The organism is Agromyces tardus, from assembly GCF_003710805.1.
Classification (GTDB): domain Bacteria; phylum Actinomycetota; class Actinomycetes; order Actinomycetales; family Microbacteriaceae; genus Agromyces; species Agromyces tardus.
Window position 1 is genome coordinate 1 of sequence record NZ_RHHB01000058.1, and the last position, 22443, is coordinate 22443.

Sequence of the window (22443 nt, forward strand, 5' to 3'; positions counted from 1 at the left end):
CGATCGACGACCGCGTCGCCCCGACCGCGACGGATCCGGACGGGCCCCACTCGGCGCCCGCCACCGCCGGCCCGGCGGCCGCCGCATCGCCCGCGGCCACCATGGACGCCGAGCGGCCCGCGACCGCGAAGCGCGCCGTCAGGCGTCGCCCCGCGTTCACCCTGCGCCGGCGCCTGCTCATCGTGATCGCCGCGCTCGTGGTGCTCGTGAGCGCCGTCGTCGGGCTCGTGAGCGTCGCCGTGCTGCAGACCCAGCTCGTCGCGCGCCTCGACGGCCAGCTCGCGCAGGTCACCGAGCGGGCGGGGCGCGCGCTCGACGACCCGGGCGGCCCGCTGCCGATCCCGCCGGAGGGCGCCGCGGTGCTGCTGCGCGTGCCCGGCCAGCCGGTCGGCACGATCGCCGCCCTCGTGAGCGACGAGACCATCCTGAAGGGCGGCTCGATCGACGAGGACGGCGACATCGACGCCCCGTCGACCGACGCGCTCCGCGCGCTCGCGTCGGTGCCGACCGATCGCCACCCCGTCACGGTGACACTCGGCGACCTCGGCGACTACCGCGCCGTCGCGGCGCCCACCAACGGCGGCTACTCCTTCGTCGTGGCGCTGCCGATGACCGATGTCGAGGCGACGACCGCACAGCTCGCGGGAACCGTCGCCGTCGTGGCGATCGCGGGGCTCGCGATCGCGCTCGGACTCGGCGCCGTCACGGTGCGACGCGCCCTGGCGCCGCTCGGCGAGGTGACCGAGACCGCGACCCTCGTGTCGGAGATGCCACTCGCACAGGGCGACGTCGACATGCCCGCCCGCGTGGCCGTGGAGGACGAGCGCACCGAGGTGGGCCAGCTCGGCAACGCCTTCAACCGCATGCTCGGCCACGTGTCATCCGCCCTGTCGGCCCGCGAGCAGTCGGAGCGCAAGGTGCGCCGGTTCGTCGCCGACGCGAGCCACGAGCTGCGCACGCCCCTCGCGTCGATCCGCGGTTACGCGGAGCTCACCCGCCTGCACGGCGGGGAACTGCCCCCCGACGTGGTGCACGCGATCGGCCGCATCGAGTCGGAGTCGCTGCGCATGACCGAGCTCGTCGAGGACCTGCTCCTGCTCGCCCGGCTCGACGAGGGCCGCGAGCTGCGGCGCGACCCGGTCGACCTGTCGACGCTCGTGCGCGACACCGTCGGCGACGCGCAGGTCGCCGCCCCGGGCCACGACTGGCGGGTGGCGATGCCCGAGGAGCCCGTCACGGTCACGGGCGACGGGGCGCGGTTGCACCAGGTGCTCGCGAACCTGCTGGCGAACGCCCGCGCGCACACGCCCGACGGCACCAAGGTCGTCGTGCGGCTGACGCGCGTGCCCGCCTCGGGCGTGGTCGCGCACCCGTTCGCGCGCATCACGATCACCGACGACGGGCCCGGCATCGACCCCGAGCTGCGCGACACGCTCTTCGAGCGGTTCGCCAGGGGGGATGCCTCGCGCTCGCGCCGCGCCGGCAGCACCGGACTCGGGCTCGCCATCGTGCGCGCCGTCGTCGAGGCGCACCACGGGTCGGTGTCAGTGCAGAGCGAGCCGGGGGAGACGACCTTCACGGTCGACCTCCCGCTCTGACGCCCGCTGCGCGCCCCCGTCAGTCGGCGAGCCGCGACAGCAGCTCGGCGAGGGTCGCGACCTCGTCGGGCCGCCAGGCCGCGAGCCGGGCACGCAGTTCGGCCTGGTTCTCGGCACGCACCGCCCGGACGCTCTCGACCGCCGTGGGCGTCGCGACGAGCAGCCGCGCTCGGGCGTCGCGGTCGTCGACGTGCGACTCGACGAGCCCGAGCGACTCGAGCTGCCGCACCTGGCGGCTCAGCACGCTCTTGTCGGTGTGCAGCTCGTCGACGAGCTCGCCCGCCTTCACCGGCCCGCGGGCGACGATCATGCTGAGCACCTTGTAGCCCATGGGCTGGAGGTCGGGGTGCACGCGTGCGGCGTACCGCTTCCAGTTCGCGCGGATCCGGTGGAACAGCCGGCCGAACTCGTCCTCGACGGCGGCGATCGCCGCCTCCGACACCGCGTCGGTGTCGGAGGCGGGCGACGCAGGCGTCCCGTCGAGGTGGGCGGGGCGCTCTGCGGCGGTCATGGCCGTCATTCTAGGCGCGGGTTCCCCGGCCGCTCCGGCCGCTGCGCGCCTCGTCGTCGACCTGCAGGGCTCCGGTCACGGGCACCGCGACCGAGCCCTCGGCGACCTCGAACAGCTCCTCGCCGGCCAGCTCGAACTCGAGCTCGCGCTCGCCGACCTGCTCGTCGGACTCGGTCTTGGCGCGCTGCACGGCGTTGAGCGTGCCGAGCTTCACGTTGGGCAGGAAGATCACCGCGAGCAGGGTGACCACGGCGAGCGGGACCGCCGTGAGGAACACCGTGCCGATGCCGAGCCCGTACGCCGACTCCACGATGACCCGCAGGAAGTCGGGCAGCTCCGACACGTGCGGGATGCCGCCGCCGCCGAGCGTCTGGGCGGCCTGCAGCTGCTGCTCGGGCTCGAGCTTCGCGATGCCGCTCTTGATGTCGTCGGCGACGACGGTGCCGAGGATCGACCCCATCACGGCGACGCCGGCGGTGCCGCCGAGGCTCCGGAAGAACGTGACCGCGCTCGTCGCGACGCCGAGGTTGCGCACCTCGGTGGTGTTCTGCACGACGAGCACCAGGTTCTGCATGATCATGCCGACGCCCGCGCCGAGCACGAACATCGAGACGCCCACGTAGAGGAAGTCGGTGTCGTAGTGCAGGCGGCTCAGCAGCAGTGTCCCCGCGACCATGAGCACCGACCCGGTGATGACGAACCCCTTCCACTTGCCGCGACGGGAGATGAGCCCGCCGACGACGGTGGAGGAGATGAGCACGCCGCCCATCATTGGGATGGTGAGCAGGCCCGACTCGGTCGGCGTCGCGCCACGGGCGAGCTGCATGTACTGGCTGAGGAAGACCGCGGTGCCGAACATCGCGACGCCCACCGAGATGCTCGCGATGACCGCGAGCGTGAACGTGCGATTGCGGAACAGGCCCAGCGGGATGAGCGGCTCCGTCGCGCGGAGCTCGACGAGCACGGCGACCGCGAGCAGCACGACCGCGCCGATGACCATCGCCCACGAGACGGCCGAGTCCCACTCGAACTGGTTGCCGCCGAGCGACACCCACAGCAGGAACAGCGAGACGCCCGCCGAGATGAGCACGATGCCGAGGTAGTCGATGGAGACCTTCCGCTTCGCGAGCGCGGGCAGGTGCAGCGTGCGCTGCAGCAGCACGAGCGCGACGATCGCGATCGGGAGCCCGATGAAGAAGTTCCAGCGCCAGCCGAACGCGTCGGTGACGACCCCGCCGAGCAGCGGGCCGCCGATCGTGGCCACCGCCATCACTGCGCCGAACAGGCCGGCGTACTTGCCGCGCTCGCGCGGGCTGAGGATGTCGGCCATGACGATCTGGCTGAGCGCCGCGAGGCCGCCCGCGCCGATGCCCTGGAACGTGCGCATCGTGATGAGCATGGTGGTGTCCTGCGAGAAGCCGGCGACCGCGGAGCTCACGACGAAGATGACGAGTGCGAGCTGCAGCAGCAGCTTGCGGTTGAAGAGGTCGGCGAGCTTGCCCCAGATCGGCGTCGACACGGTGGTCGCGAGCAGCGTGGCGGTGACCACCCAGGTGAACGACGACTGGTCGCCCCCGAGGTCGGAGATGATCACCGGCAGCGAGGTGCCGACGACGGTCGAGGCGATCATCGACACGAACATGCCGAGCAGCAGCCCGGACAGCGCGGTGAGCACCTCCCGGTGCGTCATGCCGCTCTCGGTGAGCTGTGCGGATGCCTCGGGCTTCGACGCCCTCGGTGGGTTCTGGTTCGACGTGGTGCGCGACCCGCGCGGTGCGTTGCTCATTCGACTCCCGAATATTGATTGACAGCGGTCAACTATACAGAACTAGATGACATTGAGCAACTATTGTGCGCTGCGGTTCATTCCCGTCCGGATGCCACGGCGAGCCCGATCGGCGCGGCCGGCGCCGATTTGGCGGCGCACGCGGCATCCGTTACGCTGGACGGAGCCGAAGACCGCTGGTTGTCGTGCGCGCACTGTGATCACTCACCGGGCAAGCCGACCGAAGTCTTGCGAAAGCAAGTGCCCGCGCAGGTGTGACGAAGACTTCCCGTTCATTCGGGGCGAGCTCCGCGCAACTGCGCCGGAGCTCTTTTTCTTTTCCCAAGTGCTGCGCCCGCCGGTGTGCTCCGAGGCCGTGCATCGCCACCGCGATGCATGCAGAAGACACAAGGAGTGGCCATGGCGAACAAGGAAGCCGCGGTTGCCGAACTCACGAACCTGTTCGAGAGCTCGACCGCCGTTCTGCTGACCGAATACCGCGGCCTCACTGTTGCGAAGCTCAAGGAGCTGCGCAAGTCCATCAGTGGGGACGCGAGCTACGCCGTGGTGAAGAACACGCTGACCAAGATCGCGGCGAACAACGCCGGCATCTCGTCGTTCGACGACGAGCTCGCCGGTCCGTCGGCGATCGCATTCGTGCACGGTGACCCGGTCGCCGTCGCGAAGTCGCTGCGTGACTTCGCCAAGGCGAACCCCCTCCTCGTGGTCAAGGGCGGCTATTTCGATGGCAAGCCCCTGACCGCCGAAGAGGTAGGCAAGCTCGCCGACCTCGAGTCCCGCGAAGTGCTCCTGGCGAAGCTCGCCGGTGCCTTCAAGGCCTCGCTGTTCGGAGCCGCATATCTGTTCAACGCACCGCTGTCGAAGGCCGTTCGCACGGTCGACGCGCTGCGTGAGAAGCAGGAGTCCGCTGCGTAGGCGCGAGCCTTCCCAGCGGTGAGTAACCACAGAATCCAAGGAGAAGAAAAAATGGCGAAGCTGTCCACTGAGGAGCTGCTCGAGCAGTTCAAGGGCCTCACCCTCATCGAGCTCTCGGAGTTCGTCAAGGCGTTCGAGGAGACCTTCGAGGTCACCGCCGCTGCCCCGGTCGCCGTTGCGGCTGCCGGTGCCGGCGCTGCCGCCCCGGTCGAAGAGGTCGAGGAGAAGGACTCCTTCGACGTCGTCCTCGAGGCTGCCGGCGACAAGAAGATCCAGGTCATCAAGGTCGTCCGCGAGCTCACCTCGCTCGGCCTCGGCGAGGCCAAGGCCGTCGTCGACGGTGCTCCCAAGGCCGTGCTCGAGGGCGCGAACAAGGAGACCGCCGACAAGGCGAAGGCCGCCCTCGAGGAGGCCGGCGCGACCGTCACCCTCAAGTAATCGGGCCCTCGCAAGAGGGAACCACTTGAGGTGACCCGCGTCACCTGAACACACGGATGCCCCGTGGCCGATCGGCCACGGGGCATCCGTCGTCTCCGGGCTCGTCCCGGGCCGCGTCAGCGGTCGAAGCGAGCGCCCACCGGGTCGGACGGCAGGAGGAAGAAGACGATGAGGATGATGGCGCCGACGACCGGGACGAGCCCGATGAAGTACCACCAGCCCGAGCGGTTCGTGTCGTGCAGTCGACGCCACGCCAGCGCGAGCCACGGGATGACCGTCGCGAGCCCCCAGGCGATGTACGGAATCGATCCCAGCCAGAAGGACGGCCCGTAGACGAGGGTGGTCCCGTCGTCCGAGACCGTCGCGCCGGCGGCGCCGACCGCTGCGGCGATGGCGTAGAGCACGCCGGTGACGACGGCGAACACGAGGTACCACCACCAGAACTCGCTGCGGCTGGCGCGACCCGAGAAGGTGGCGTACTTCTTGAAGAATCGGCTGACGGCCTGGCCGATCGACGCTCCGTAGAGCGGCTGGGAGAGCGGTGTACCGGTTGCGGTGGACATTGGAGGCTCCTTCGAGACGGCGCCGGAATCCGGCGATGATCAGGCACAGCATGGCGTGGCCGTGCTGTCGACAGGGGCCGCCGCGCCGGAGCCGCACGTCCGCCGCTCGTTTGTATAGCCAAGCTATGTATACTTGGGCGAGTGCAACACGACGACCTCTCCTCCGTCCTCGGCGAGCTCGTGTCGGTGAACCACCGGCTCACGCGTCTCGCCGCCTCCGTCACCGGCAGCACCGAATCGCCCGCCGTCTGGCGCACGATCAGCGTGCTCCGCGATGTCGGGCCGCTGCGCCTCGGCGAGCTCGCCCGCATCAGCCGGGTCAGCCAGCCGACCATGACCAAGCTCGTGCACGCCCTCGACGAGCGCGGCTGGATCCGCAGGATCGCCGACGCGAACGACGCCCGCGCCTGGCTCATCTCGGCCGACCCGCGCGGCCTCGCCGCGCTCGACGCATGGCGCGAGGAGCTCGCCGCCGCACTCGCCCCGACCTTCGCCGACCTCGAGGACGACGAGCTGGCGACCCTCGCCGCGTCCGTCGAGATCGTGCGCACCCGGCTCGAGCGGGCACGAGACGGCGCGGCGGCGGGGGTCGCCGCGTGAGCGGCGGCCACGCGGCATCCGCCTCGATCCTGAAGCAGCCGAAGGCCGTCTGGGCCGTCGCGTTCTCGTGCGTGATCGCGTTCATGGGCATCGGCCTCGTCGACCCGATCCTGCCGGCGATCGCCGAGAGCCTCGAGGCGACCCCCACGCAGACCGAGCTGCTGTTCACGAGCTACCTGCTCGTCACCGGCATCGCGATGCTCGGCACGAGCTGGGTCTCGAGCCGCATCGGCGCGAAGAAGACGCTCGTGATCGGCCTGGGCATCGTCGTGCTGTTCGCCGCCGCGGCGGGCATGGCGCAGGACGTGCAGTCCGTCATCGGCTTCCGCGCGGGCTGGGGGCTCGGCAACGCCCTCTTCATCTCCACTGCGCTCGCGACGATCGTCGGTGCAGCGGCCGGCGGCTCGGGCTCCGCGATCATCCTCTACGAGGCCGCGCTCGGTCTCGGCATCGCGATCGGTCCGCTCCTCGGCGGCCTGCTCGGCACCCTCAGCTGGCGCGGTCCGTTCTTCGGCACGGCGGTGCTCATGGCGATCGGCCTCATCGCGATCCTCGTGTTCCTCACGGACGGGGCGGATGCCGCTGGGCGACGCCCCGAGCGGACGCGGCTGTCCGCGCCCGTCCGCGCCCTCCGGCAACCCGCGCTCGCGGTGCTCGCCGCGGCCGCGCTGTTCTACAACATCGGCTTCTTCGTCCTCCTCGCGTACTCGCCGTTCCCGCTCGGCTTCGACGCGATCGGGCTCGGCCTCACCTTCTTCGGGTGGGGCGTGGCGCTCGCGATCACCTCGGTGTTCGTCGCGCCCCTCCTCACCGCACGGATGCCGCGCACCCGCGTGCTGTGGATCGCGCTGCCGCTCCTCGCGGTCGACCTGGCCGTGGCGGGTCTCGTGATCGACGACCCCGGCGCGCTCGTCGTCTGCATCGTCGCGGGCGGACTCGTGCTCGGCGTGCTCAACACCGTGCTCACCGAGTGCGTCATGGAGGCGACCGACCTGCAGCGCTCGGTCGCGTCGAGCGCCTATTCGGCGGTGCGGTTCCTCGGCGGGGCCGTGGCCCCGCCCGCCGCCGCCGAGCTCGCGCGCCTCATCTCGCCCGAGGCGCCGTATTTCGCGGCCGCGGGTTCGGTGATCGTCGCCCTCGCCGTCGTGGTCGCGGGGCATCGCGCGCTCCGGCGCGTCGACGATGCCGCACCCGAGCCGGCGGCGGTCGAGGCGGAGGCCATCACGGTGGGCGAGGGTGCCTGAGGCGTCCGCCCCGCGGCATCCGCTCGGCGGTGCGCCGGTGTGCTGCTCGGGTCTCGACGCGCGGCCGCTCAGCGCGGCGCCGCCGTCGTGCTGCTGCGCACCACGAGGCGCGTCGCGAGCGGGACGCCGGCGGTGGCGAGGTCGACCTCGCCGTACCCCTCGCCGAGCCACTCCATGACCGTCTCGACGGCGAGCCGGCCCTGCTCCTCGGGGTACTGCTCGATCGTCGTGAGCCCGAACAGCTCGGCATGCTCGTGGCCGTCGAACCCGATGATCGAGAGCGCCGACGGCACCGCGATGCCGAGCCGCTCGGCCGCGCGCATGACGCCGAACGCGATCTCATCGGATGCCGCGAACACGGCGGTCGGCCGGGCGCCGGGGTGGCCGAGCAGCTGCAGGCCGGCGGAGTAGCCGCCCGGCAGGGTCATGTCGGCCTCGATGACTCCCGACGGTTCGCCGACCGGAACGAGCCCGGCCGCCGACATCCGATCCTGGAACCCGGCGGTTCGCATTGCCTGCACGCTCCGCGCCGCCGATCCGGCGCCGGCGCCGGCGAGGTGCGCGATGCGCGTGTGGCCCAGCTGGATGAGGTGCTGGGTCGCGAGGCCGGCGGCGGCGCGGTCGTCGATCGCGAGGCGGGGGGCACCGGGAGCGGTGCCGCCCAGCGCCAGGATCGGCTTGCCTCGTGAGGTGATCGTGTCGACCTCGCGTTCGTCGAGGTCCACCCCCACCGCGATGACCGCGTCGACGCGCTTGCGCGCGAGGAAGAAGTCGAAGACGCGATCGCGCTCGGGGCCGCCGATCGCGAGGTTGTAGAGCGTCAGGTCGTAACCCGCGGAGAGGAGGGCCCGCTCCGCGCCCTCGAGCACCTCGCCGAAGAACCACCGGTTGACGAACGGGATGACCACTCCGACGTTCTTCGTGCGGCCCGTCACGAGGCTCGCGGCGTCGGGGGAGGCGATGTAGCCGATGCGCTGGGCCGCCTCCTCGACCCGCAGCCGGGTCTCCTCGGCGACGTACCCGCGCCCGCTCAGCGCTCGGGAAGCGGTGGACTTCGACACACCGGCCAGACGTGCGACATCCCCGATCGCGGGCATCCGTTGCCTCCCTCCGTTGGGCTGCTCCGAGCCGAGTGTACTGCCGCGGACCGGATTTGTGGAACCGGTTCCCTACCCGGTTTCCGAGAGTTCCATACGCCTGAATCGAACGTGAGAGCGCTCTCTTGCGCGCCTCGGGCCGAACGGCCGACGGTGTCCGAACCGTGACCTCGATTTCCTTGCGTTCGACGCCGCAGTGTTCTAGCCTCATCGCTGGAACCGGTTCCCGGTTTCGCCCTGCACCGGCTCACAACTCGACGAGGAGATGAGAGATGAGTTCCATTCGGCATCGTCGCTGGATCGGGCCGATCGCTGCTGCGGCGGCCATCGGCATCACATTGACAGGCTGTACCGGCGACCAGGCAGCGCAGGAGTCTGCCAACGTCGACTGCGGCCCCTACTCGGACTACGGCACCTTCGATTCGGGTACGGAGGTCAGCATCTACGGCACCATCAGCGACGTCGAGGCCGACCGCCTCAACGAATCGTGGGCCGACTTCGAGTCCTGCACGGGCATCGACGTCAAGTACGAGCCCAGCAAGGAGTTCGAGACCCAGATCAACGTTCGCGCACAGGGCGGCAACCCGCCGAACCTCGCGATCTTCCCGCAGCCCGGCCTGCTGGCCGCCCAGGCGAACGCCGGCTACATCAAGCCCGCCCCCGACGCCGTCGCAGCGAACGCCAAGAAGTTCTGGTCCGAGGACTGGCAGAAGTACGGCACCGTCGACGGCACCGTCTACGGCGCGCCGCTCATGGCGAGCGTCAAGGGCTACGTGTGGTACTCGCCCTCGATGTTCTCCGACAACGGCTGGGAGGTTCCCACCACCCTCGACGAGCTCCTCTCGCTCACCGAGGACATCCAGAAGTCGGGCGCGGTCGACAAGCCCTGGTGCGTCGGCTTCGCATCGGGTGACGCCACCGGCTGGCCGGGCACCGACTGGGTCGAGGACTTCGTCCTCCGCCAGCAGGGCCCCGACGTCTACGACCAGTGGGTGACCAACGAGGTCAAGTTCACCGACCCCAAGATCCGCGAGGCGTTCGACTCGGTGGGCGACTACATCCGCAACCCCGACTTCGTGAACGGCGGCCTGGGTGACGTGAACTCGATCGCCACGACCGAGTTCGGCGACGCGGGCCTCCCGATCCTCGACGGCACGTGTGCGCTGCACCACCAGGCCACGTTCTACGAGGGCTTCTGGCCCGAGGGCACGACCGTCGCCCCCGACGGCGACGTGTGGGCCTTCCTGCTCCCTGGCACCGAGGCCGGCGCGAACGCCGTCACCGGTGGTGGCGAGATCGTGGGCGCGTACAGCGACGCTCCCGAGGTCGTCGCGCTGCAGACCTACCTCTCGAGCGACACGTGGGCGAACATCCGCGTCAAGCTCGGCGGTGTCATCAGCGCGAACAACGGGCTCGACCCGGAGAACGCCTCGAGCGACCTGCTGAAGAACGCGGTCGGAATCCTGCAGGACCCGAACACCACGTTCCGGTTCGACGCGTCCGACCTCATGCCGGGTGCAGTGGGTGCCGGGTCCTTCTGGAAGGGAATGGTCGACTGGATCGGCGGCAAGTCCACCGACGACACGACGACCTTCATCCAGGACAGCTGGCCGCAGTAGTAGCACGGCGATCACTGCCCTAACATCACTACCAACAGGGCCGCACGGCTCGCCGTGCGGCCCTGTTGCACACCTCAATGGAGAGGAGCACACCGAATGACGACCGCTGATCTCATCGGCAAGATCGTCCAACTCGTCGCCGGTATCGCGGTCTTCGCCGCCGTCGTCGGACTGATCTTGTTCTTCATCGATCGAGCCCCCAAGCGCGGCCGAGACGTCCTGCAGCTGCTGGCGTTCCTGCTTCCCGCGCTGATCCTCCTCGGGATCGGCCTGGTCTACCCCGCCATCCGCACCGCGATCGCCGCCTTCGCCAACTCCGCAGGGGAGTTCGTGGGCTTCGACAACTTCGTGTGGATGTTCACCCAGCCCGAGGCGCTCCTCACGCTGCGCAACACGGTCATCTGGGTGATCCTCGTGCCGACGATCTCCACGATCATCGGCCTCGCCTACGCCAACTTCATCGACCGCTCCCGCGGCGAGAAGATCTACAAGTCGCTGATCTTCATGCCCTTCGCGATCTCCTTCGTCGGCGCCGGCATCATCTGGAAGTTCGTCTACGAGTACCGGCCCGCGAGTCGCGACCAGATCGGACTCCTGAACCAGATCCTGGTGTGGTTCGGCCAGGATCCGGTGCTGTGGCTCCAGACGCCGCCCGTGAACACGCTCCTGCTCATCGTCGTCATGATCTGGGTGCAGACGGGCTTCGCGGTCGTCGTGCTCTCCGCGGCGATCAAGGGCATCCCCACCGAGCAGCTCGAGGCCGCCGATCTCGACGGCACGAACGGGTGGCAGAAGTTCACGAACGTGACGCTTCCCGGCATCCGCGGGGCCCTGGTGGTCGTCGTCACGACCATCTCGATCGCCACCCTGAAGGTGTTCGACATCGTGCGCACGATGACGGGCGGCAACTTCGAGACGAGCGTCGTGGCGAACGAGATGTACACGCAGGCGTTCCGCGCCCTCGAGCCGGGCCGCGGCTCGGCACTCGCGCTCATCCTGTTCGTGCTGGTGCTGCCGATCGTCATCTACAACATCCGCGTCCTCCGCAAGCAGAGGGAGATCCGATGACCTACACACCGATCGAAGTCCCGGTCGACGCCGAGACCAGCCGAGAACTCCAGCGCGGCTACAACAAGGACGGCACCAAGGCCGTCCGCGTGAAGAAGCGCCTGACCTCGCGCACGGCGACGATCGTCTCGCTGCTCATCGCGATCATCTGGGTGATCCCCACCTTCGGCCTGTTCATCTCGTCGTTCCGGCCCGAGGAGCTGATCAAGACCACGGGCTGGTGGACGATCTTCCAGAACCCGGGCTTCACGTTCGACAACTACACCGAGGTGCTGTTCTCCTCGTCGGCGTCGTCCCCGCAGCTCGGCGCGTACTTCATGAACTCGATCGCCATCACCATCCCGGTGGTCGTGTTCGCCACCGTCCTCGCGGCGATGGCGGCGTACGCACTGGCGTGGATCCCCTTCAAGGGAGCCGCGTGGATCTTCATCGGCATCTTCGCGTTGCAGATCGTGCCGCTGCAGATGGCGCTCATCCCGCTGCTGCAGATGTTCACGACGTTCCTCCTGCCGATCCAGAAGGCGATCCACGACGCGATCCCGATCATCCCCGAGCAGAGCTACATCCAGGTGTGGATCGCGCACACGATCTTCGGCCTGCCGCTCGCGATCTTCCTGCTGCACAACTTCATCTCGGAGATCCCGGGCGAGCTCATCGAGGCCGCCCGCGTCGACGGGGCGAACCACGGGCAGATCTTCCTGCGGATCATCCTGCCGCTGTCGGTGCCGATCCTCGCGTCGTTCGCGATCTTCCAGTTCCTGTGGGTCTGGAACGACCTGCTCGTGGCGCTGGTGTTCTCCGGCGGCACACCGGATGTCGCGCCGCTGACCCAGCGATTGGCGGAGCTCACCGGAAACCGCGGGCAGGAGTGGCAGCGACTGACCGCGTCCGCGTTCATCTCGCTCGTCGTTCCGCTCATCGTGTTCTTCAGCCTGCAGCGCTACTTCGTGCGCGGCCTGCTGGCGGGAGCCACGAAGGGGTAGGAAACGCCCGGAGACGGGCAGGGGGAAACGGATGCCGCACGTGGGGGCGTGCGGCATCCACTCTGCCCGCCGGCGTTCGTGCCTCGTCGTGAGGCGGTGGCCTCGCGTTGTGGCCTCGCGCGGCACGGGCGGACAGCGAAGTGGCGGGCGCCCATCGGGGCGCCCGCCATTCCGCTCAGCGCGCTACTCGGTCACGCGCGATTCCGCCCGACGGCGACCGCGTCCGACGAGTGCGGCTCCGCCGAGGCCGAGCAGGATGAGCGCGGCGGTCACGAGGCCGCCGGGGTCATTCGTGCCCGTCACGGCGAGGCCGGCCGGTGTCACCGGTGTCACGGGTGCGGCCGGGCAGGGCTTCAGGCTGAAGTCCACGCTGGCGGACACCTCGAACCAGTTGACATCGCCCCACTGGGAGATGCCACCCGGAGGCATCCACGGTGCGTAGACCCACGCCGTGTAATCCTTGCCGGCGGGCAGGGGTGACATGTCCACCTCTGCCATGTGCGTCGCGTCACCGACCACGCTCTTCACGTCGCCGTACACGACGCCGTTCTGATGCGCGTCGACGACCCACACCTCGTAGGTGAGGCCCTCGACGAGGTCGGACAGCTTCACCACTGCTCCGCCCTCACCGCCGTACGCCGGGCACTCCTTCACCACGACGGCGATGTTCGGCGGGCACGGCTCGACGAAGAACGTCGCCTGGGCATCGATGATCTCCTCACCCTCCTGCCAGCGGATGTAGAAGAAGTAGTTGCCGGGCGGCAGGTCGGCGAACGGCACGTCGAGCGACTCGGACGTCACCTCGTCGAGGACACCGCTCGCCTCGTAGTCGTCGCCACTCAGCAGCCAGCTGTACTCCTCACCGGGAACGAGGCCCGAGATGCTGACGAGTGCGGTCCCGTCATCCCCGAGGCTGCAACCCGTCGCTGCGGCTTCGACCTCGATCACCATCACGGGCGGACACTCCTCGATCGTGAACGACTGCTCGTCGATCTGCTCCCACACGTCCGCGATGATCGACTGCTCGACGGTGATCGTGTAGTCGCCGGGGGCCAGGCCGGCGTTCCCGTTGACGTCGCCCGAGATGCCCGACCAACCGAACTGGGCGACCAGCGTGTCGCTGGAATCCCAGACGGTCACCCGGTAGTCGACGTTGGGCTGGAGCGGTCCGAGCGTGAAGTCGAGCTGGCCGTTGGGTCCCCCCTCGACGCAGGACTGCGGCGTGATCATGAGCTCGGGCACCTCGGTCGGCACGGCGCAGTCGTTCTCGTAGATCGCCTGGCCGTCGGCATCCCAGTTGAGGCCCGGGAAGTAGGACGGGTCCGCCGGGTCGCCGTAGTAGAACGGCGGGATGATGTCGCCCCACTCGGTGTGCTTCGGGATCTCCGGGTAGAACACGGGGCCGACGTGCTCGGTCGCGTGGCCGTCCACGTCGCCGTTCGCGTTCGGCTCGTTGATGACGTAGGGGTTCTTGTACGAGTCGGTCCGGTGGCAGATCTCGACCTTCTCCACGACCTCCTCACCCGGTGGCACCAGAAGCAGCTGCACATCGGCTGCGGACTTCGCAGCGGGCTCAGCGGGCGACTCGGCTGGAGCGACTTCCGCTGGCGGCGCCGCGGCCTCCGCGGGTGCCGCGGGCTCTTGCGCCGGTGTGTCGGCCGGCGTGTCGGCAGGCGGCGAGGCCGGCTCCTCGGCCGGCGGATCGGCCGGGGGGTCTGCCGGTGGTACCGCCGGTTCCTGTGCGGCCGGATCCGCCGGGTCCCCGGCAGGCGCCGTGGTGGTCGTCGACTCGGCCGCGGTGACGGTCGACTGGTCGCCGGCGACCGCGTCGTCCGCGATCGCGGGCGATGCGGCGAGCGCGGTGATCCCGCCCATCGCCATGGTCGCGACGACGACGCCGGCGAGTGTCGTGCGCCAGCGCCGACGGACGTCGACGGACTCGTCTGCCGGGTCGGACGACGCGCGTCCCCCCGCACGGCGCGACGCGCCGCGGATACGTGTGTTCACTGGTCCCCCTCGAGTTGTCCGCGCGACCGTTCGCGCTCGCGCACGTACGGCGTTCGGGCGCCGTACAGCTCCGATGCAAGCACTCGGCAGGGGGTGAGCAGGAAGGGCATGACGTGGTGAGCACAGGGTGACGCGGGCATGAAAACCGTTTCGCCGCCTCCGGTTCGGCGGGGAACTCAGTCGATGATGCCGAGCGATCGCGCACGGTGCACGGCGCCGTCGCGGGTCGTCACGCCGAGCTTCCGGTAGATGCTCCGCACCTGGGTCTTCACCGTGTTCGGAGAGACCGAGAGCTCGAACGAGATGCGCTGCTGCGTGTCGCCCGCGACGAGGCGTGCGAGCACCACCCGCTCGCGCGTGCTGAGGGTGTCGGACGCGCCGTCGTCGCCGGTCGGGAAGCGGGCCGCGATCGCGTCGAGGAGGGCGCGCACCGGTGCGGTGTGCCCGACACGTCGGGAGCGGGCGACGAGCAGCGAGAGCTGTCCTCGCGGAACCACGCCGAACTGGCGCACCGAGCCGGTGGGCGCCGCGACGCTGATCGCCTGAGCGAAGAGCGCGTCGGCGGTGCTGAGATCGCCCAGCACGGCGTGCGCCGCGGCCGCGATGAGGCGGGCGAGCGTCGCCGTGCGCGGCGAGTGGGCGTCGCCCATGGCGAGGCACGGCGCGACGAGCTCGATCGCATGTGCCGGGGCCCCGCCGTCGAGCGCGAGTCGGGCCGACCAGGTCGCGGGGCACTGGGTGTGCGTCTCATCGGGCAGGATGCCGGCGAGCTCGGCCCGTGCGGCGACGGCTTCGTGTCGCCGGACGAGCAGCGCGATACGCGTATCGTCGTGCATCATGCGCGGGAGGTTCGGGGCGTCCCAATCGCGGATGAGGAGCTGCAGTTCCTGCAGGACGTCGATCGCGTCGTCATCGTCGGCGGCTTCGCGCAGGGCCGCGAGCTCGGCGAGCACGAGCGGTTCGTACTCGGTGCCCGCCGTCTCGGCGATGAGCGACGACAGCTCCGCTTCGAGGCGGTCCACCTGGCCGCGGTCCATGGCCACCGCGATCTCCGCGAGGCGAACGGGAGCCGAACCGAGATCGCGGATCGGGCCGGAGCCGCCCGCGGCGGAGCGTGCGGTCGTGAGGTGCGCGACCGCACTGCGGAGGCTGCCGGTGCGGAGGTCGATGAGTGCGATGCATCCGCAGGCCTCAGCCTGAAGCGTCGCCGGAGTGCGGCTCTCTGCGAGGTGCAGTGCCCGCAGGAGGGTGCGGCGCCCCTCGTCGAGTCGGCCGCCGAGCGTCGCGCAGATGCCGTCGTTCAAGAGGATGACCGCCTGGAGCTCGACACGCGCTGCGAACGGCAACCGCGCGGCGGAGAGCTCGCGCGCGGCGCAGGCGAGCAGGCCGCGCGCCTGGTCGAACGCCCCGAGCTCCCGAAGGGGGATCGAGCGAACGATCGGAGCCAGCACGTGCAGTGCGGGCTCGCCCACGCCGTCGGCGAGCAACTCGTCGGCGGCGTCGAGGTACGGTTCCGCCGCGTAGGGGTTGGTGGATCCCGGCGACCGGTGCGCCATGGCGAGCCCGAGCAGCGCGGCCGGATCGCGGGACCAGGTGGCCTCCGGCATCCGCTCGATGCGCAAGCGCAGCTCGGCCGGCCGCAGATGGACCACCTCGTGCCAGGCGACGGGCGGCATCACGGCGACGGGTGTCGCGCCCATGTGCACCTCCGCCCCCCTGCGGACCACCTCGCGGTCAGTCTAGGGTCATGTGGCGCCGCCGGGCATGCGCCTTGCCCGGAGTGGGCGAACGGCGTACGCTCCGCGCACGGCGCCCGGGGGCCTCGGCACCCGCCGCCGCCTCGTCGCTACTTCCGGACCCGTACGGTCGCTCGATGGCGGGACACGGTGAGTACCGCTGCACCGAGGCCGAGCAGCAGCAGGGCGGCACCGATCGGGACGATCGGGTCGGTGCCCGTCGCGGGAAGCCCGGTGGTGCCGCCGCTCGACGCGGGGACGACTGCGGCCGGGCACGGGTCGAGGGTCACGTCGGCGCTCGCGGTGAGCGACACGGTGTCGAGGGGCACGAAGTCGCCGCCGCCGATGAACGGCGGCTCCTCATACGGCACGTCGACAGTCCAGGTGCCCTCGACCGTGACGGTCGAGGAGGTCCCCGCGGCGATCGACGGGAAGGTCAGGTTCGTGACGCCCGACGGTTGCGCGGTGGCCTGCTGCGTGCTGCCGCCGGGGCCGGTGACGGTGTAGACCACGCCCTCCACGAGGTTCGCGAGCGCGACGTCGACCGTGCCGGTGCCGCCGGCGACGGTGCACTGCGTGACGGTCACAGTGAGGTCGGGCTGGCACGGCTGGATCGCGAACGCGCGCCAGTCGTACACGCCGCCCTGTTGCGTCGAGCCGTTCCATTGCACGTAGACGTAGAAGTTGCCGGGCGGGAGGTCGCCGGCGACCACCTCCTCGGTTTCGCCGGCAGCGGTGAAGGGCACGTACCGGCTGGTGTCGGTGCCCTCGACGAAGTAGGTGTACTCGTCGCCCGGGATCAGACCGGTGAAGGTCGCCATGACGGACCCATCGGCACTGGTGCTGCAGGACGGGCTCACGGAGAGGTCGAGCTCGAGGCACGCGCCGATGGTGAAGGAGCCACCCTCGGCGGCCAGTGCCCACTCGCTCTCGCTCACCTGTTCGAAGAGCGCGAGCCGGTACTCGCCGGGGGCGACCGAGGTCGTCTGGGACCCGTCGTGCACGCCCTGGTAGAGCCATTCGTCGACGGGGGTGCCATCGACGGTCGTGAGGGTGACCTTGTAGGTGTTGGACGGCAGGAGATCGGACACCGCGTACGTCAGCTCGCCGCTGTTCTCGTAGTCGCAGTCGGACGTGGAGACCACCTCGAGCGAGGGGAACCCCGTCTTGGCGTTGGCCGGCGCCGCGAACGCGAGCCCGGCGATCGCCATGCCCACCGCGACCAGCCCGGCGAGCAGTACGCGCACCCCTGCTCGGCCTCGCGACGACGGGTGACGGGTGGCATCGCTGGAACGGGTCATCGCGGGCTCCTCGGAAATGCGCAGGGATGGCACAGAGATGAGAGAAACGTACTCCCGCGACGCCCTGCGCGAACACCCCCGGTTCGGGGAGGACCCTCCGGTTCTGCGATGGGGGCGACGAGACCCGACTCGTCAACGATGGTGTCCAGACGCGGGCTCGCTCTTACCGGGGGGCTCGCACGGCCGTTCGGCGTCGGGAGATGGCGAGCACTGCGGTGCCGAGCCCGAGCAGCAGCAGGGCGGCGCCGATCGGGACGACCGGGTCGGTGCCCGTTGCGGGGAGCCCGGTGGTGCCGCCGCTCGAGGCGGGGACGACCGCGGCGGGACACGGCTCGAGGTTCACATCCGCGCTGGCGGTGAGCGCGACGGTGTCGAGGGGCACGAAGTCGCCGCCGCCGATGTAGGGCGGCTCCTCATACGGCTGGTCGACGGTCCAGGTTCCGGCGACGGTCACGGTCGAGTGGGTGCCCCCGGGGATCGACGGGAAGGAGAGCGTCGTGAAGCCGGACGGTTGGGCGGTCGCCTGCCGGGTGCTGCCGTCGGGGCCGGTGACCGTGTAGACGACGCCGTGCACGAGGTTGGCCAGCGCGACGTCGACCGTGCCGGTGCCACCTGCCACGGTGCACTGCGTGACGGTCACCGTGAGGCCGGGCTGGCACGGCTCGATCGCGAAGGCACGCCAGTCGTAGACGGGCGAGTCGTCGACGGTCTCGGCGTAGGCGAGGTAGTTGCCAGGCGGGGAGCCGCTCGAGAGCGGGATCTCGAGCGTGTCGGACTCGGCGACGAACGAGCCGCTGAAGCCGCCGGCCGTCCAGTGGTATGGCTCGCCCACGACCAGGCCGGAGAGCACGAGCGTGATCAGCCCGTCGTCCCCGGTGCTGCACGTGGGGTCGACGAGGTCGACGTTCAGGTCGGGGCACGCACCGATGGTGAAGTTCTGCTCGTCGATCCTCCGGCCGCCGGTCTCGCGCTCGGCACTGTAGACGATGATGTAGTCGCCCGGCGGGAGCGGGACGTCGGTCTCGAAGTCCGTGGCCTCGAACACCGGGTCGTCGAGGTAGGTCGCCTCATGCACGACCGTCCCTGCCGCATCCCGGACGGTGATGAAGTCGCGATAGTACGTATACGGGTCGTGCACCGCGTAGTGGAGGTTCCCGTCGCCGCCATAGGTCTCACAGTCGGTGATCGCGATCTCGAGCGTCGATTCGCCGGAGGCCGCCGCCGTCTCCTCCGCGGAGGCGGGCGAGCCCGTGAAGGCGAGCCCGGCCATCGCGATGCCGGCTGCCAGCAGCCCGGCGAGCAGGGACCGTCGGCGCGGCATCCCGTGCGAGTCGGAACGTCGTGCGTATGCGGGCCTCAGTGCCATCGCGGCATCCCTTCGACTCAGCGGAATCAGCCCAAACGTAGTGGGTCACGCCCTCGGCGAACAGCCCCCGTCGGGGGCGACCGGACGGCGGTCGCGACGGACGGGCCGCTTAGGGTGAATGCATGAGCATGCACGGGGCCGGGATGGGTCCCCCCGGGGCCCGTCCGGGCGGCGGGCGGGGCGGACCCCGCGCACGCATCTCCAGCGGCGACCCCGAGGCGCAGCGCGCCGAGAACGCCGAGGCGCCGAAGATCCCGCACCTGCTGCGGCGCATCGTCGAGCTGTTCGAGCCGCACCGGGCGGCGCTCATCACCACGGTCGTGCTCGTGCTCGTCGGTGCGGCGCTCAGCGTCATCCCGCCACTGCTGACCCAGCGCGCCTTCGACGACGGGCTCTTCCCCACGGATGCCGCGGGGCAGCCCACCGGCCCGAACCTCACCGCGCTCAGCTGGATCGTCGGCGCGATGATCGTGGTCTTCGTGGTCTCGGCGCTGCTCGGCGTGTGGCAGACGTGGCTCACCTCGACCATCGGCAACAAGGTCATGGGCGCCCTGCGCGTGCGCCTGTTCACGCACCTGCAGTCCATGGAGCTCAGCTTCTTCACGCGCACCAAGACGGGCGTGATCCAGTCGCGCCTGCAGAACGACGTGGGCGGCGTGGCATCCGTGCTCACGAACACCGTGTCGAGCGTGCTCGGCAACACCGTCACGGTGCTCGCGGCGTTCGTCGCGATGCTGCTGCTCAACTGGCAGCTCACCCTCATCGCCCTCGTGCTCATGCCGTTCATGGTCATCGCGCAGCGGCGCGTGGGCCAGGTGCGGGCCAGGGTGGCGGCGAAGACCCAGGAGTCGCTGTCGGAGATGACGGCGATCACGCAGGAGACGCTCTCGGTCTCGGGCATCCTGCTGTCGAAGAGCTTCACCCGGCAGCGCAGCGAGATCGATCGCTACGACGACGAGAACCGCAACCAGATCCAGTTGCAGGTGCGGCAGCAGATGACCGGCCAGTGGTTCTTCGCGATGGTGTCCATCTTCATGTCGTCGATCCCCGCGATCGTGTACCTCGTCTCGGGCTGGCTGCTCGGCAACGGCGCCGACATCACCGCCGGGACGATCGTGGCCTTCACCACGGTGCAGGCGCGACTGCTGTTCCCGCTCATGGGCCTCATGCGCGTCGCTCTCGACCTGCAGACGTCGAGCGCGCTGTTCGCCCGCATCTTCGAGTACCTCGACCTGAAGCCCGCCATCAGCGACCGTCCCGAGGCTCGGGCGGTGCCCACGGGCGCGGATGCCCCGGGCGGGTCGCTGCTCGGCCGCATCGAGTTCGACCACGTCTCCTTCCGCTATCCCGACGCCGACGACGACGGACGCCCCACGCTCGACGACGTGTCGTTCACGATCGAGCCCGGGCAGTTCGCGGCGTTCGTCGGGCCGAGCGGCGCGGGCAAGACCACGATCTCCTACCTCGTGCCCCGGCTCTACGAGGCATCCGCCGGTTCGGTGCGGTTCGCGGGGGTCGACGTGCGCGAGCTGTCGCAGGAGTCGCTCATGTCGCACATCGGCATCGTGAGCCAGGAGACGTACCTCTTCCACGCCACGATCGCCGAGAACCTGCGCTATGCGAAGCCGGATGCCACCGACGCCGAGCTCGAGGTCGCGGCCCGCGCCGCGAACATCCACGAGACCATCGCGTCGTTCCCCGAGGGCTACGCGACGGTGGTGGGGGAGCGCGGCTACCGCCTCTCGGGCGGTGAGAAGCAGCGCATCGCGATCGCCCGCGTGCTGCTGAAGGACCCCGCCGTGCTCGTGCTCGACGAGGCGACGAGCGCGCTCGACACGATCAGCGAGCGCGTCGTGCAGCAGGCGCTCGACGACGCGTCGCGCGGCCGCACCACGATCGCGATCGCCCACCGGCTCTCGACCGTGGTCGGTGCCGACGTCATCTTCGTGATCGTCGCCGGACGGATCGTGGAGCAGGGCACGCACGCCGAGCTCATCTCGAACGGCGGCGTGTACGCGTCGCTGTACCGGGAGCAGGCCGAGCGGCCGCAGGTGCCGACGAACTAGGCGCGGCGCGCCGCCGCGTCTGGCGCACGACCGGCCGGGCCGGTGCGGTCGGCAGGAACCGTTGCGGGCGCGTCCGCGGGGGTGGGCGGCGCCGGTGGGGTGCCGCCGGCCGCGGCGAGCATCTCGAGGAGCTCGCCGATCCGGTGGTCGGATTCGAGCGGATGGCGCAGCGGCAGCTCGTCGACGGTCTCGTAGCGGTTGCGGCGGCCGTCCTTCTCGCGATGCACGTAGCCCGCTTCGACGAGGTCGGCGATGATGCCCTGCGCGGTTCGCTCGGTGATGCCGACGGCTTCGGCGATCTCGCGGACGCGGATGTCGGGATCTCGCGCCAGGCAGATGAGCACATGGGCGTGGTTGGTGAGGAACGTCCAGGCGCTCATGGACCCATGTTACCCGACGCGCATAACCAGAATCAGAATTCCCGAATCATTTGACAGCAGAAATGTAACGCCGGTAATCTTCTTCGCATGTCAACTCTCGTCCTCACCGCCCTGCTCGTGCAGGCGGGCACGGCGGTCGCCGCGACGATCGCATCGCCCCGGCCCGAGCGAGCGTTGCGGATCGCGACCGGCGGCGGTGCCGCGTCCCTCGTGCTCGCGCTCGCCGGCATCGTCGACACAGTCGCACGCGGCGGCGACCGGGTCGGTCCCGTGCTCGTCGCGTTCATCCTCGCGGTCACCCTGCTCGTGCAGGCGTTCGCCCGCGGCAACCTGCGCGGCGACCCCGCCGCGGGCCGGTTCGCGGCGCTCGCCGCCTGGCTGGCGGTTGCGGCCGGTGCCGCGGCATCCGCCCTCGACCTGCTCGCCATCGCGCTCGCGTGGACCGCGGGCACCGCCATCGTGATCGCCTTGCTCGGCCACGCCGGAGCGTGGGCTCAGGCGCGAGTCGCCCGCCGCCGCGCCGCCGGCGCGCTCCTCATCGGCGACGCGGCACTGTGGGTCGCGGTGGCCGCCGTGCTCGTCGACCGGGGCGACCTCTCGATCGCCGGTCTCGCCGAGTCGTCCCCGACGACCGCGGCGGTCGCGGGTGCCGGCATCGCCGTCGCCGCCGTGTCGCGAGCCGCATCGGTGCCCTTCCACGGCTGGCTCACCGCCTCGCTCGCGGCGCCCACGCCCGTGTCGGCGCTGCTGCACGCCGGGTTCGTGAACGCCGGCGCGGTGCTGCTGCTCCGCACGTCGGAATTGCCGAGCCCCGTCGCCGGAATCGTGGTGGGCGCCGCGGGCGCGATCACGGTCGTCGTCGCCGGTGCGGCCATGCTCACCCGGCCCGACGTGAAGGGCCGACTCGTGCACTCCACGGCCGCGCAGATGGGCTTCATGCTGCTGGCCTGCGCGGTCGGCGCCTGGGCGCTCGCCCTGTTCCACGTGATCGCGCACGGCCTGTTCAAGGCCGCGTCCTTCCTCGGCTCGGGCACGCTGGTGCCCAAGTCCGGGGCCGATGCCGCGGCGGGCGGCGCCGGGGCCGCCGGGGTCTCCGCACCGGGGCGGGCGGTCATCGGCGCAGCGGTCGCGCTCGCCGCGCTCGCGCCCGCGGCCGTGGCGCTGT

19 protein-coding genes are annotated in these 22443 nt (G+C 70.4%); 10 read left to right on the top strand and 9 right to left on the bottom strand.

All coding sequences use genetic code 11. The features are described from left to right. A partial coding sequence (locus EDM22_RS17260; RefSeq protein ID WP_212591985.1) for a sensor histidine kinase occupies positions 1-1598 on the top strand: 1598 nt, incomplete at its 5' end. 19 nt (positions 1599-1617) lie between these two features. Here EDM22_RS17260 and EDM22_RS17265 read toward each other — a convergent pair. Together EDM22_RS17265 and EDM22_RS17270 are read right to left on the bottom strand one after the other, a co-directional pair. Further along, the gene (locus tag EDM22_RS17265) at positions 1618-2109 is read right to left on the bottom strand and encodes a MarR family winged helix-turn-helix transcriptional regulator (RefSeq protein WP_170964192.1); all 492 of its coding nucleotides are present in this window, start codon (positions 2107-2109) and stop codon (positions 1618-1620) included. A 10-nt stretch (positions 2110-2119) separates the two neighbouring features. Further along, entirely contained in the window at positions 2120-3799 is a 1680-nt protein-coding gene (locus EDM22_RS17270) for an MDR family MFS transporter (protein ID WP_245989519.1), read from the bottom strand. A gap of 495 nt (positions 3800-4294) precedes the next feature. On the opposite strand from EDM22_RS17270, the gene rplJ reads away from it, so the two are divergent. Next, the gene (rplJ, locus tag EDM22_RS17275) at positions 4295-4810 is read left to right on the top strand and encodes a 50S ribosomal protein L10 (protein WP_122938328.1); all 516 of its coding nucleotides are present in this window, start codon (positions 4295-4297) and stop codon (positions 4808-4810) included. Positions 4811-4861: 51 nt separating this feature from the next. Next, positions 4862-5248 carry a 50S ribosomal protein L7/L12 gene (gene rplL / locus EDM22_RS17280; RefSeq protein ID WP_122938329.1) on the top strand — a complete coding sequence of 129 codons (387 nt, stop codon included), beginning with the start codon at positions 4862-4864 and terminating at the stop codon, positions 5246-5248. A 116-nt stretch (positions 5249-5364) separates the two neighbouring features. Here the strand turns inward: rplL and EDM22_RS17285 are convergent, their stop codons facing one another. Beyond that, positions 5365-5811, bottom strand: a complete 447-nt coding sequence (locus EDM22_RS17285) for a DUF805 domain-containing protein (RefSeq protein WP_122938330.1) — start codon at positions 5809-5811, stop codon at positions 5365-5367. 141 nt (positions 5812-5952) lie between these two features. Between EDM22_RS17285 and EDM22_RS17290 the strand changes: the two genes are divergently transcribed. Both EDM22_RS17290 and EDM22_RS17295 read left to right on the top strand, forming a co-directional pair. Then, positions 5953-6411 (top strand): MarR family winged helix-turn-helix transcriptional regulator, encoded by a 459-nt coding sequence (locus EDM22_RS17290; RefSeq protein ID WP_122938331.1) that lies wholly within the window; start codon positions 5953-5955, stop codon positions 6409-6411. Beyond that, entirely contained in the window at positions 6408-7655 is a 1248-nt protein-coding gene (locus tag EDM22_RS17295; protein ID WP_245989516.1) for an MFS transporter, read from the top strand. Before EDM22_RS17290 ends, EDM22_RS17295 begins: the two co-directional genes overlap by 4 nt. A gap of 68 nt (positions 7656-7723) precedes the next feature. On the opposite strand, the gene EDM22_RS17300 is transcribed toward EDM22_RS17295, so the two are convergent. After that, complete coding sequence (locus EDM22_RS17300; RefSeq protein WP_122938332.1) at positions 7724-8752, bottom strand: LacI family DNA-binding transcriptional regulator; 1029 nt, start codon at positions 8750-8752, stop codon at positions 7724-7726. Between the two features lie 272 nt (positions 8753-9024). On the opposite strand from EDM22_RS17300, the gene EDM22_RS17305 reads away from it, so the two are divergent. From EDM22_RS17305 to EDM22_RS17315, 3 genes are all read left to right on the top strand, one after another. Next, positions 9025-10371, top strand: a complete 1347-nt coding sequence (locus tag EDM22_RS17305; protein ID WP_122938333.1) for an ABC transporter substrate-binding protein — start codon at positions 9025-9027, stop codon at positions 10369-10371. A gap of 96 nt (positions 10372-10467) precedes the next feature. Continuing rightward, positions 10468-11439, top strand: coding sequence for a carbohydrate ABC transporter permease (locus tag EDM22_RS17310; RefSeq protein WP_122938334.1), 972 nt, complete (start codon positions 10468-10470; stop codon positions 11437-11439). Further along, the gene (locus EDM22_RS17315) at positions 11436-12422 is read left to right on the top strand and encodes a carbohydrate ABC transporter permease (protein ID WP_122938335.1); all 987 of its coding nucleotides are present in this window, start codon (positions 11436-11438) and stop codon (positions 12420-12422) included. Before EDM22_RS17310 ends, EDM22_RS17315 begins: the two co-directional genes overlap by 4 nt. A gap of 183 nt (positions 12423-12605) precedes the next feature. Here EDM22_RS17315 and EDM22_RS17320 read toward each other — a convergent pair whose 3' ends face one another. From EDM22_RS17320 to EDM22_RS17335, 4 genes are all read right to left on the bottom strand, one after another. Then, positions 12606-14429, bottom strand: a complete 1824-nt coding sequence (locus tag EDM22_RS17320) for a hypothetical protein (protein WP_122938336.1) — start codon at positions 14427-14429, stop codon at positions 12606-12608. 176 nt (positions 14430-14605) lie between these two features. Then, positions 14606-16129: a helix-turn-helix transcriptional regulator gene (locus EDM22_RS17325; RefSeq protein ID WP_122938337.1), complete on the bottom strand. Its 1524-nt coding sequence runs from the start codon at positions 16127-16129 to the stop codon at positions 14606-14608. Between the two features lie 146 nt (positions 16130-16275). Beyond that, the gene (locus EDM22_RS17330; protein ID WP_138708125.1) at positions 16276-17466 is read right to left on the bottom strand and encodes a hypothetical protein; all 1191 of its coding nucleotides are present in this window, start codon (positions 17464-17466) and stop codon (positions 16276-16278) included. A gap of 163 nt (positions 17467-17629) precedes the next feature. After that, positions 17630-18832, bottom strand: a complete 1203-nt coding sequence (locus tag EDM22_RS17335; RefSeq protein ID WP_138708126.1) for a hypothetical protein — start codon at positions 18830-18832, stop codon at positions 17630-17632. Positions 18833-18954: 122 nt separating this feature from the next. Here EDM22_RS17335 and EDM22_RS17340 point away from each other — a divergent pair, with 122 nt between their 5' ends. Beyond that, positions 18955-20898 (top strand): ABC transporter ATP-binding protein, encoded by a 1944-nt coding sequence (locus EDM22_RS17340; protein WP_245989518.1) that lies wholly within the window; start codon positions 18955-18957, stop codon positions 20896-20898. Here the strand turns inward: EDM22_RS17340 and EDM22_RS17345 are convergent. Next, positions 20895-21278 (bottom strand): helix-turn-helix transcriptional regulator, encoded by a 384-nt coding sequence (locus EDM22_RS17345; protein ID WP_122938341.1) that lies wholly within the window; start codon positions 21276-21278, stop codon positions 20895-20897. The two genes, EDM22_RS17340 and EDM22_RS17345, sit on opposite strands and share 4 nt — an antisense overlap. An 87-nt stretch (positions 21279-21365) precedes the next feature. Between EDM22_RS17345 and EDM22_RS17350 the strand changes: the two genes are divergently transcribed. After that, a partial coding sequence (locus EDM22_RS17350; protein WP_122938342.1) for a proton-conducting transporter transmembrane domain-containing protein occupies positions 21366-22443 on the top strand: 1078 nt, incomplete at its 3' end.

Excerpts from the sequence above, each read along its gene's own strand:
- EDM22_RS17270 (WP_245989519.1), bottom strand. The coding sequence starts at position 3,799 with ATGACGCACCGGGAGGTGCTCACCGCGCTGTCCGGGCTGCTGCTCGGC.
- EDM22_RS17265 (WP_170964192.1), bottom strand. The coding sequence starts at position 2,109 with ATGACCGCCGCAGAGCGCCCCGCCCACCTCGACGGGACGCCTGCGTCG.
- EDM22_RS17315 (WP_122938335.1), top strand. The coding sequence starts at position 11,436 with ATGACCTACACACCGATCGAAGTCCCGGTCGACGCCGAGACCAGCCGA.
- EDM22_RS17300 (WP_122938332.1), bottom strand. The coding sequence starts at position 8,752 with ATGCCCGCGATCGGGGATGTCGCACGTCTGGCCGGTGTGTCGAAGTCC.
- EDM22_RS17305 (WP_122938333.1), top strand. The coding sequence starts at position 9,025 with ATGAGTTCCATTCGGCATCGTCGCTGGATCGGGCCGATCGCTGCTGCG.
- EDM22_RS17330 (WP_138708125.1), bottom strand. The coding sequence starts at position 17,466 with ATGACCCGTTCCAGCGATGCCACCCGTCACCCGTCGTCGCGAGGCCGA.
- EDM22_RS17340 (WP_245989518.1), top strand. The coding sequence starts at position 18,955 with ATGAGCATGCACGGGGCCGGGATGGGTCCCCCCGGGGCCCGTCCGGGC.
- EDM22_RS17285 (WP_122938330.1), bottom strand. The coding sequence starts at position 5,811 with ATGTCCACCGCAACCGGTACACCGCTCTCCCAGCCGCTCTACGGAGCG.
- EDM22_RS17310 (WP_122938334.1), top strand. The coding sequence starts at position 10,468 with ATGACGACCGCTGATCTCATCGGCAAGATCGTCCAACTCGTCGCCGGT.
- EDM22_RS17345 (WP_122938341.1), bottom strand. The coding sequence starts at position 21,278 with ATGAGCGCCTGGACGTTCCTCACCAACCACGCCCATGTGCTCATCTGC.
- EDM22_RS17325 (WP_122938337.1), bottom strand. The coding sequence starts at position 16,129 with ATGGGCGCGACACCCGTCGCCGTGATGCCGCCCGTCGCCTGGCACGAG.
- EDM22_RS17335 (WP_138708126.1), bottom strand. The coding sequence starts at position 18,832 with ATGGCACTGAGGCCCGCATACGCACGACGTTCCGACTCGCACGGGATG.
- rplJ (WP_122938328.1), top strand. The coding sequence starts at position 4,295 with ATGGCGAACAAGGAAGCCGCGGTTGCCGAACTCACGAACCTGTTCGAG.
- rplL (WP_122938329.1), top strand. The coding sequence starts at position 4,862 with ATGGCGAAGCTGTCCACTGAGGAGCTGCTCGAGCAGTTCAAGGGCCTC.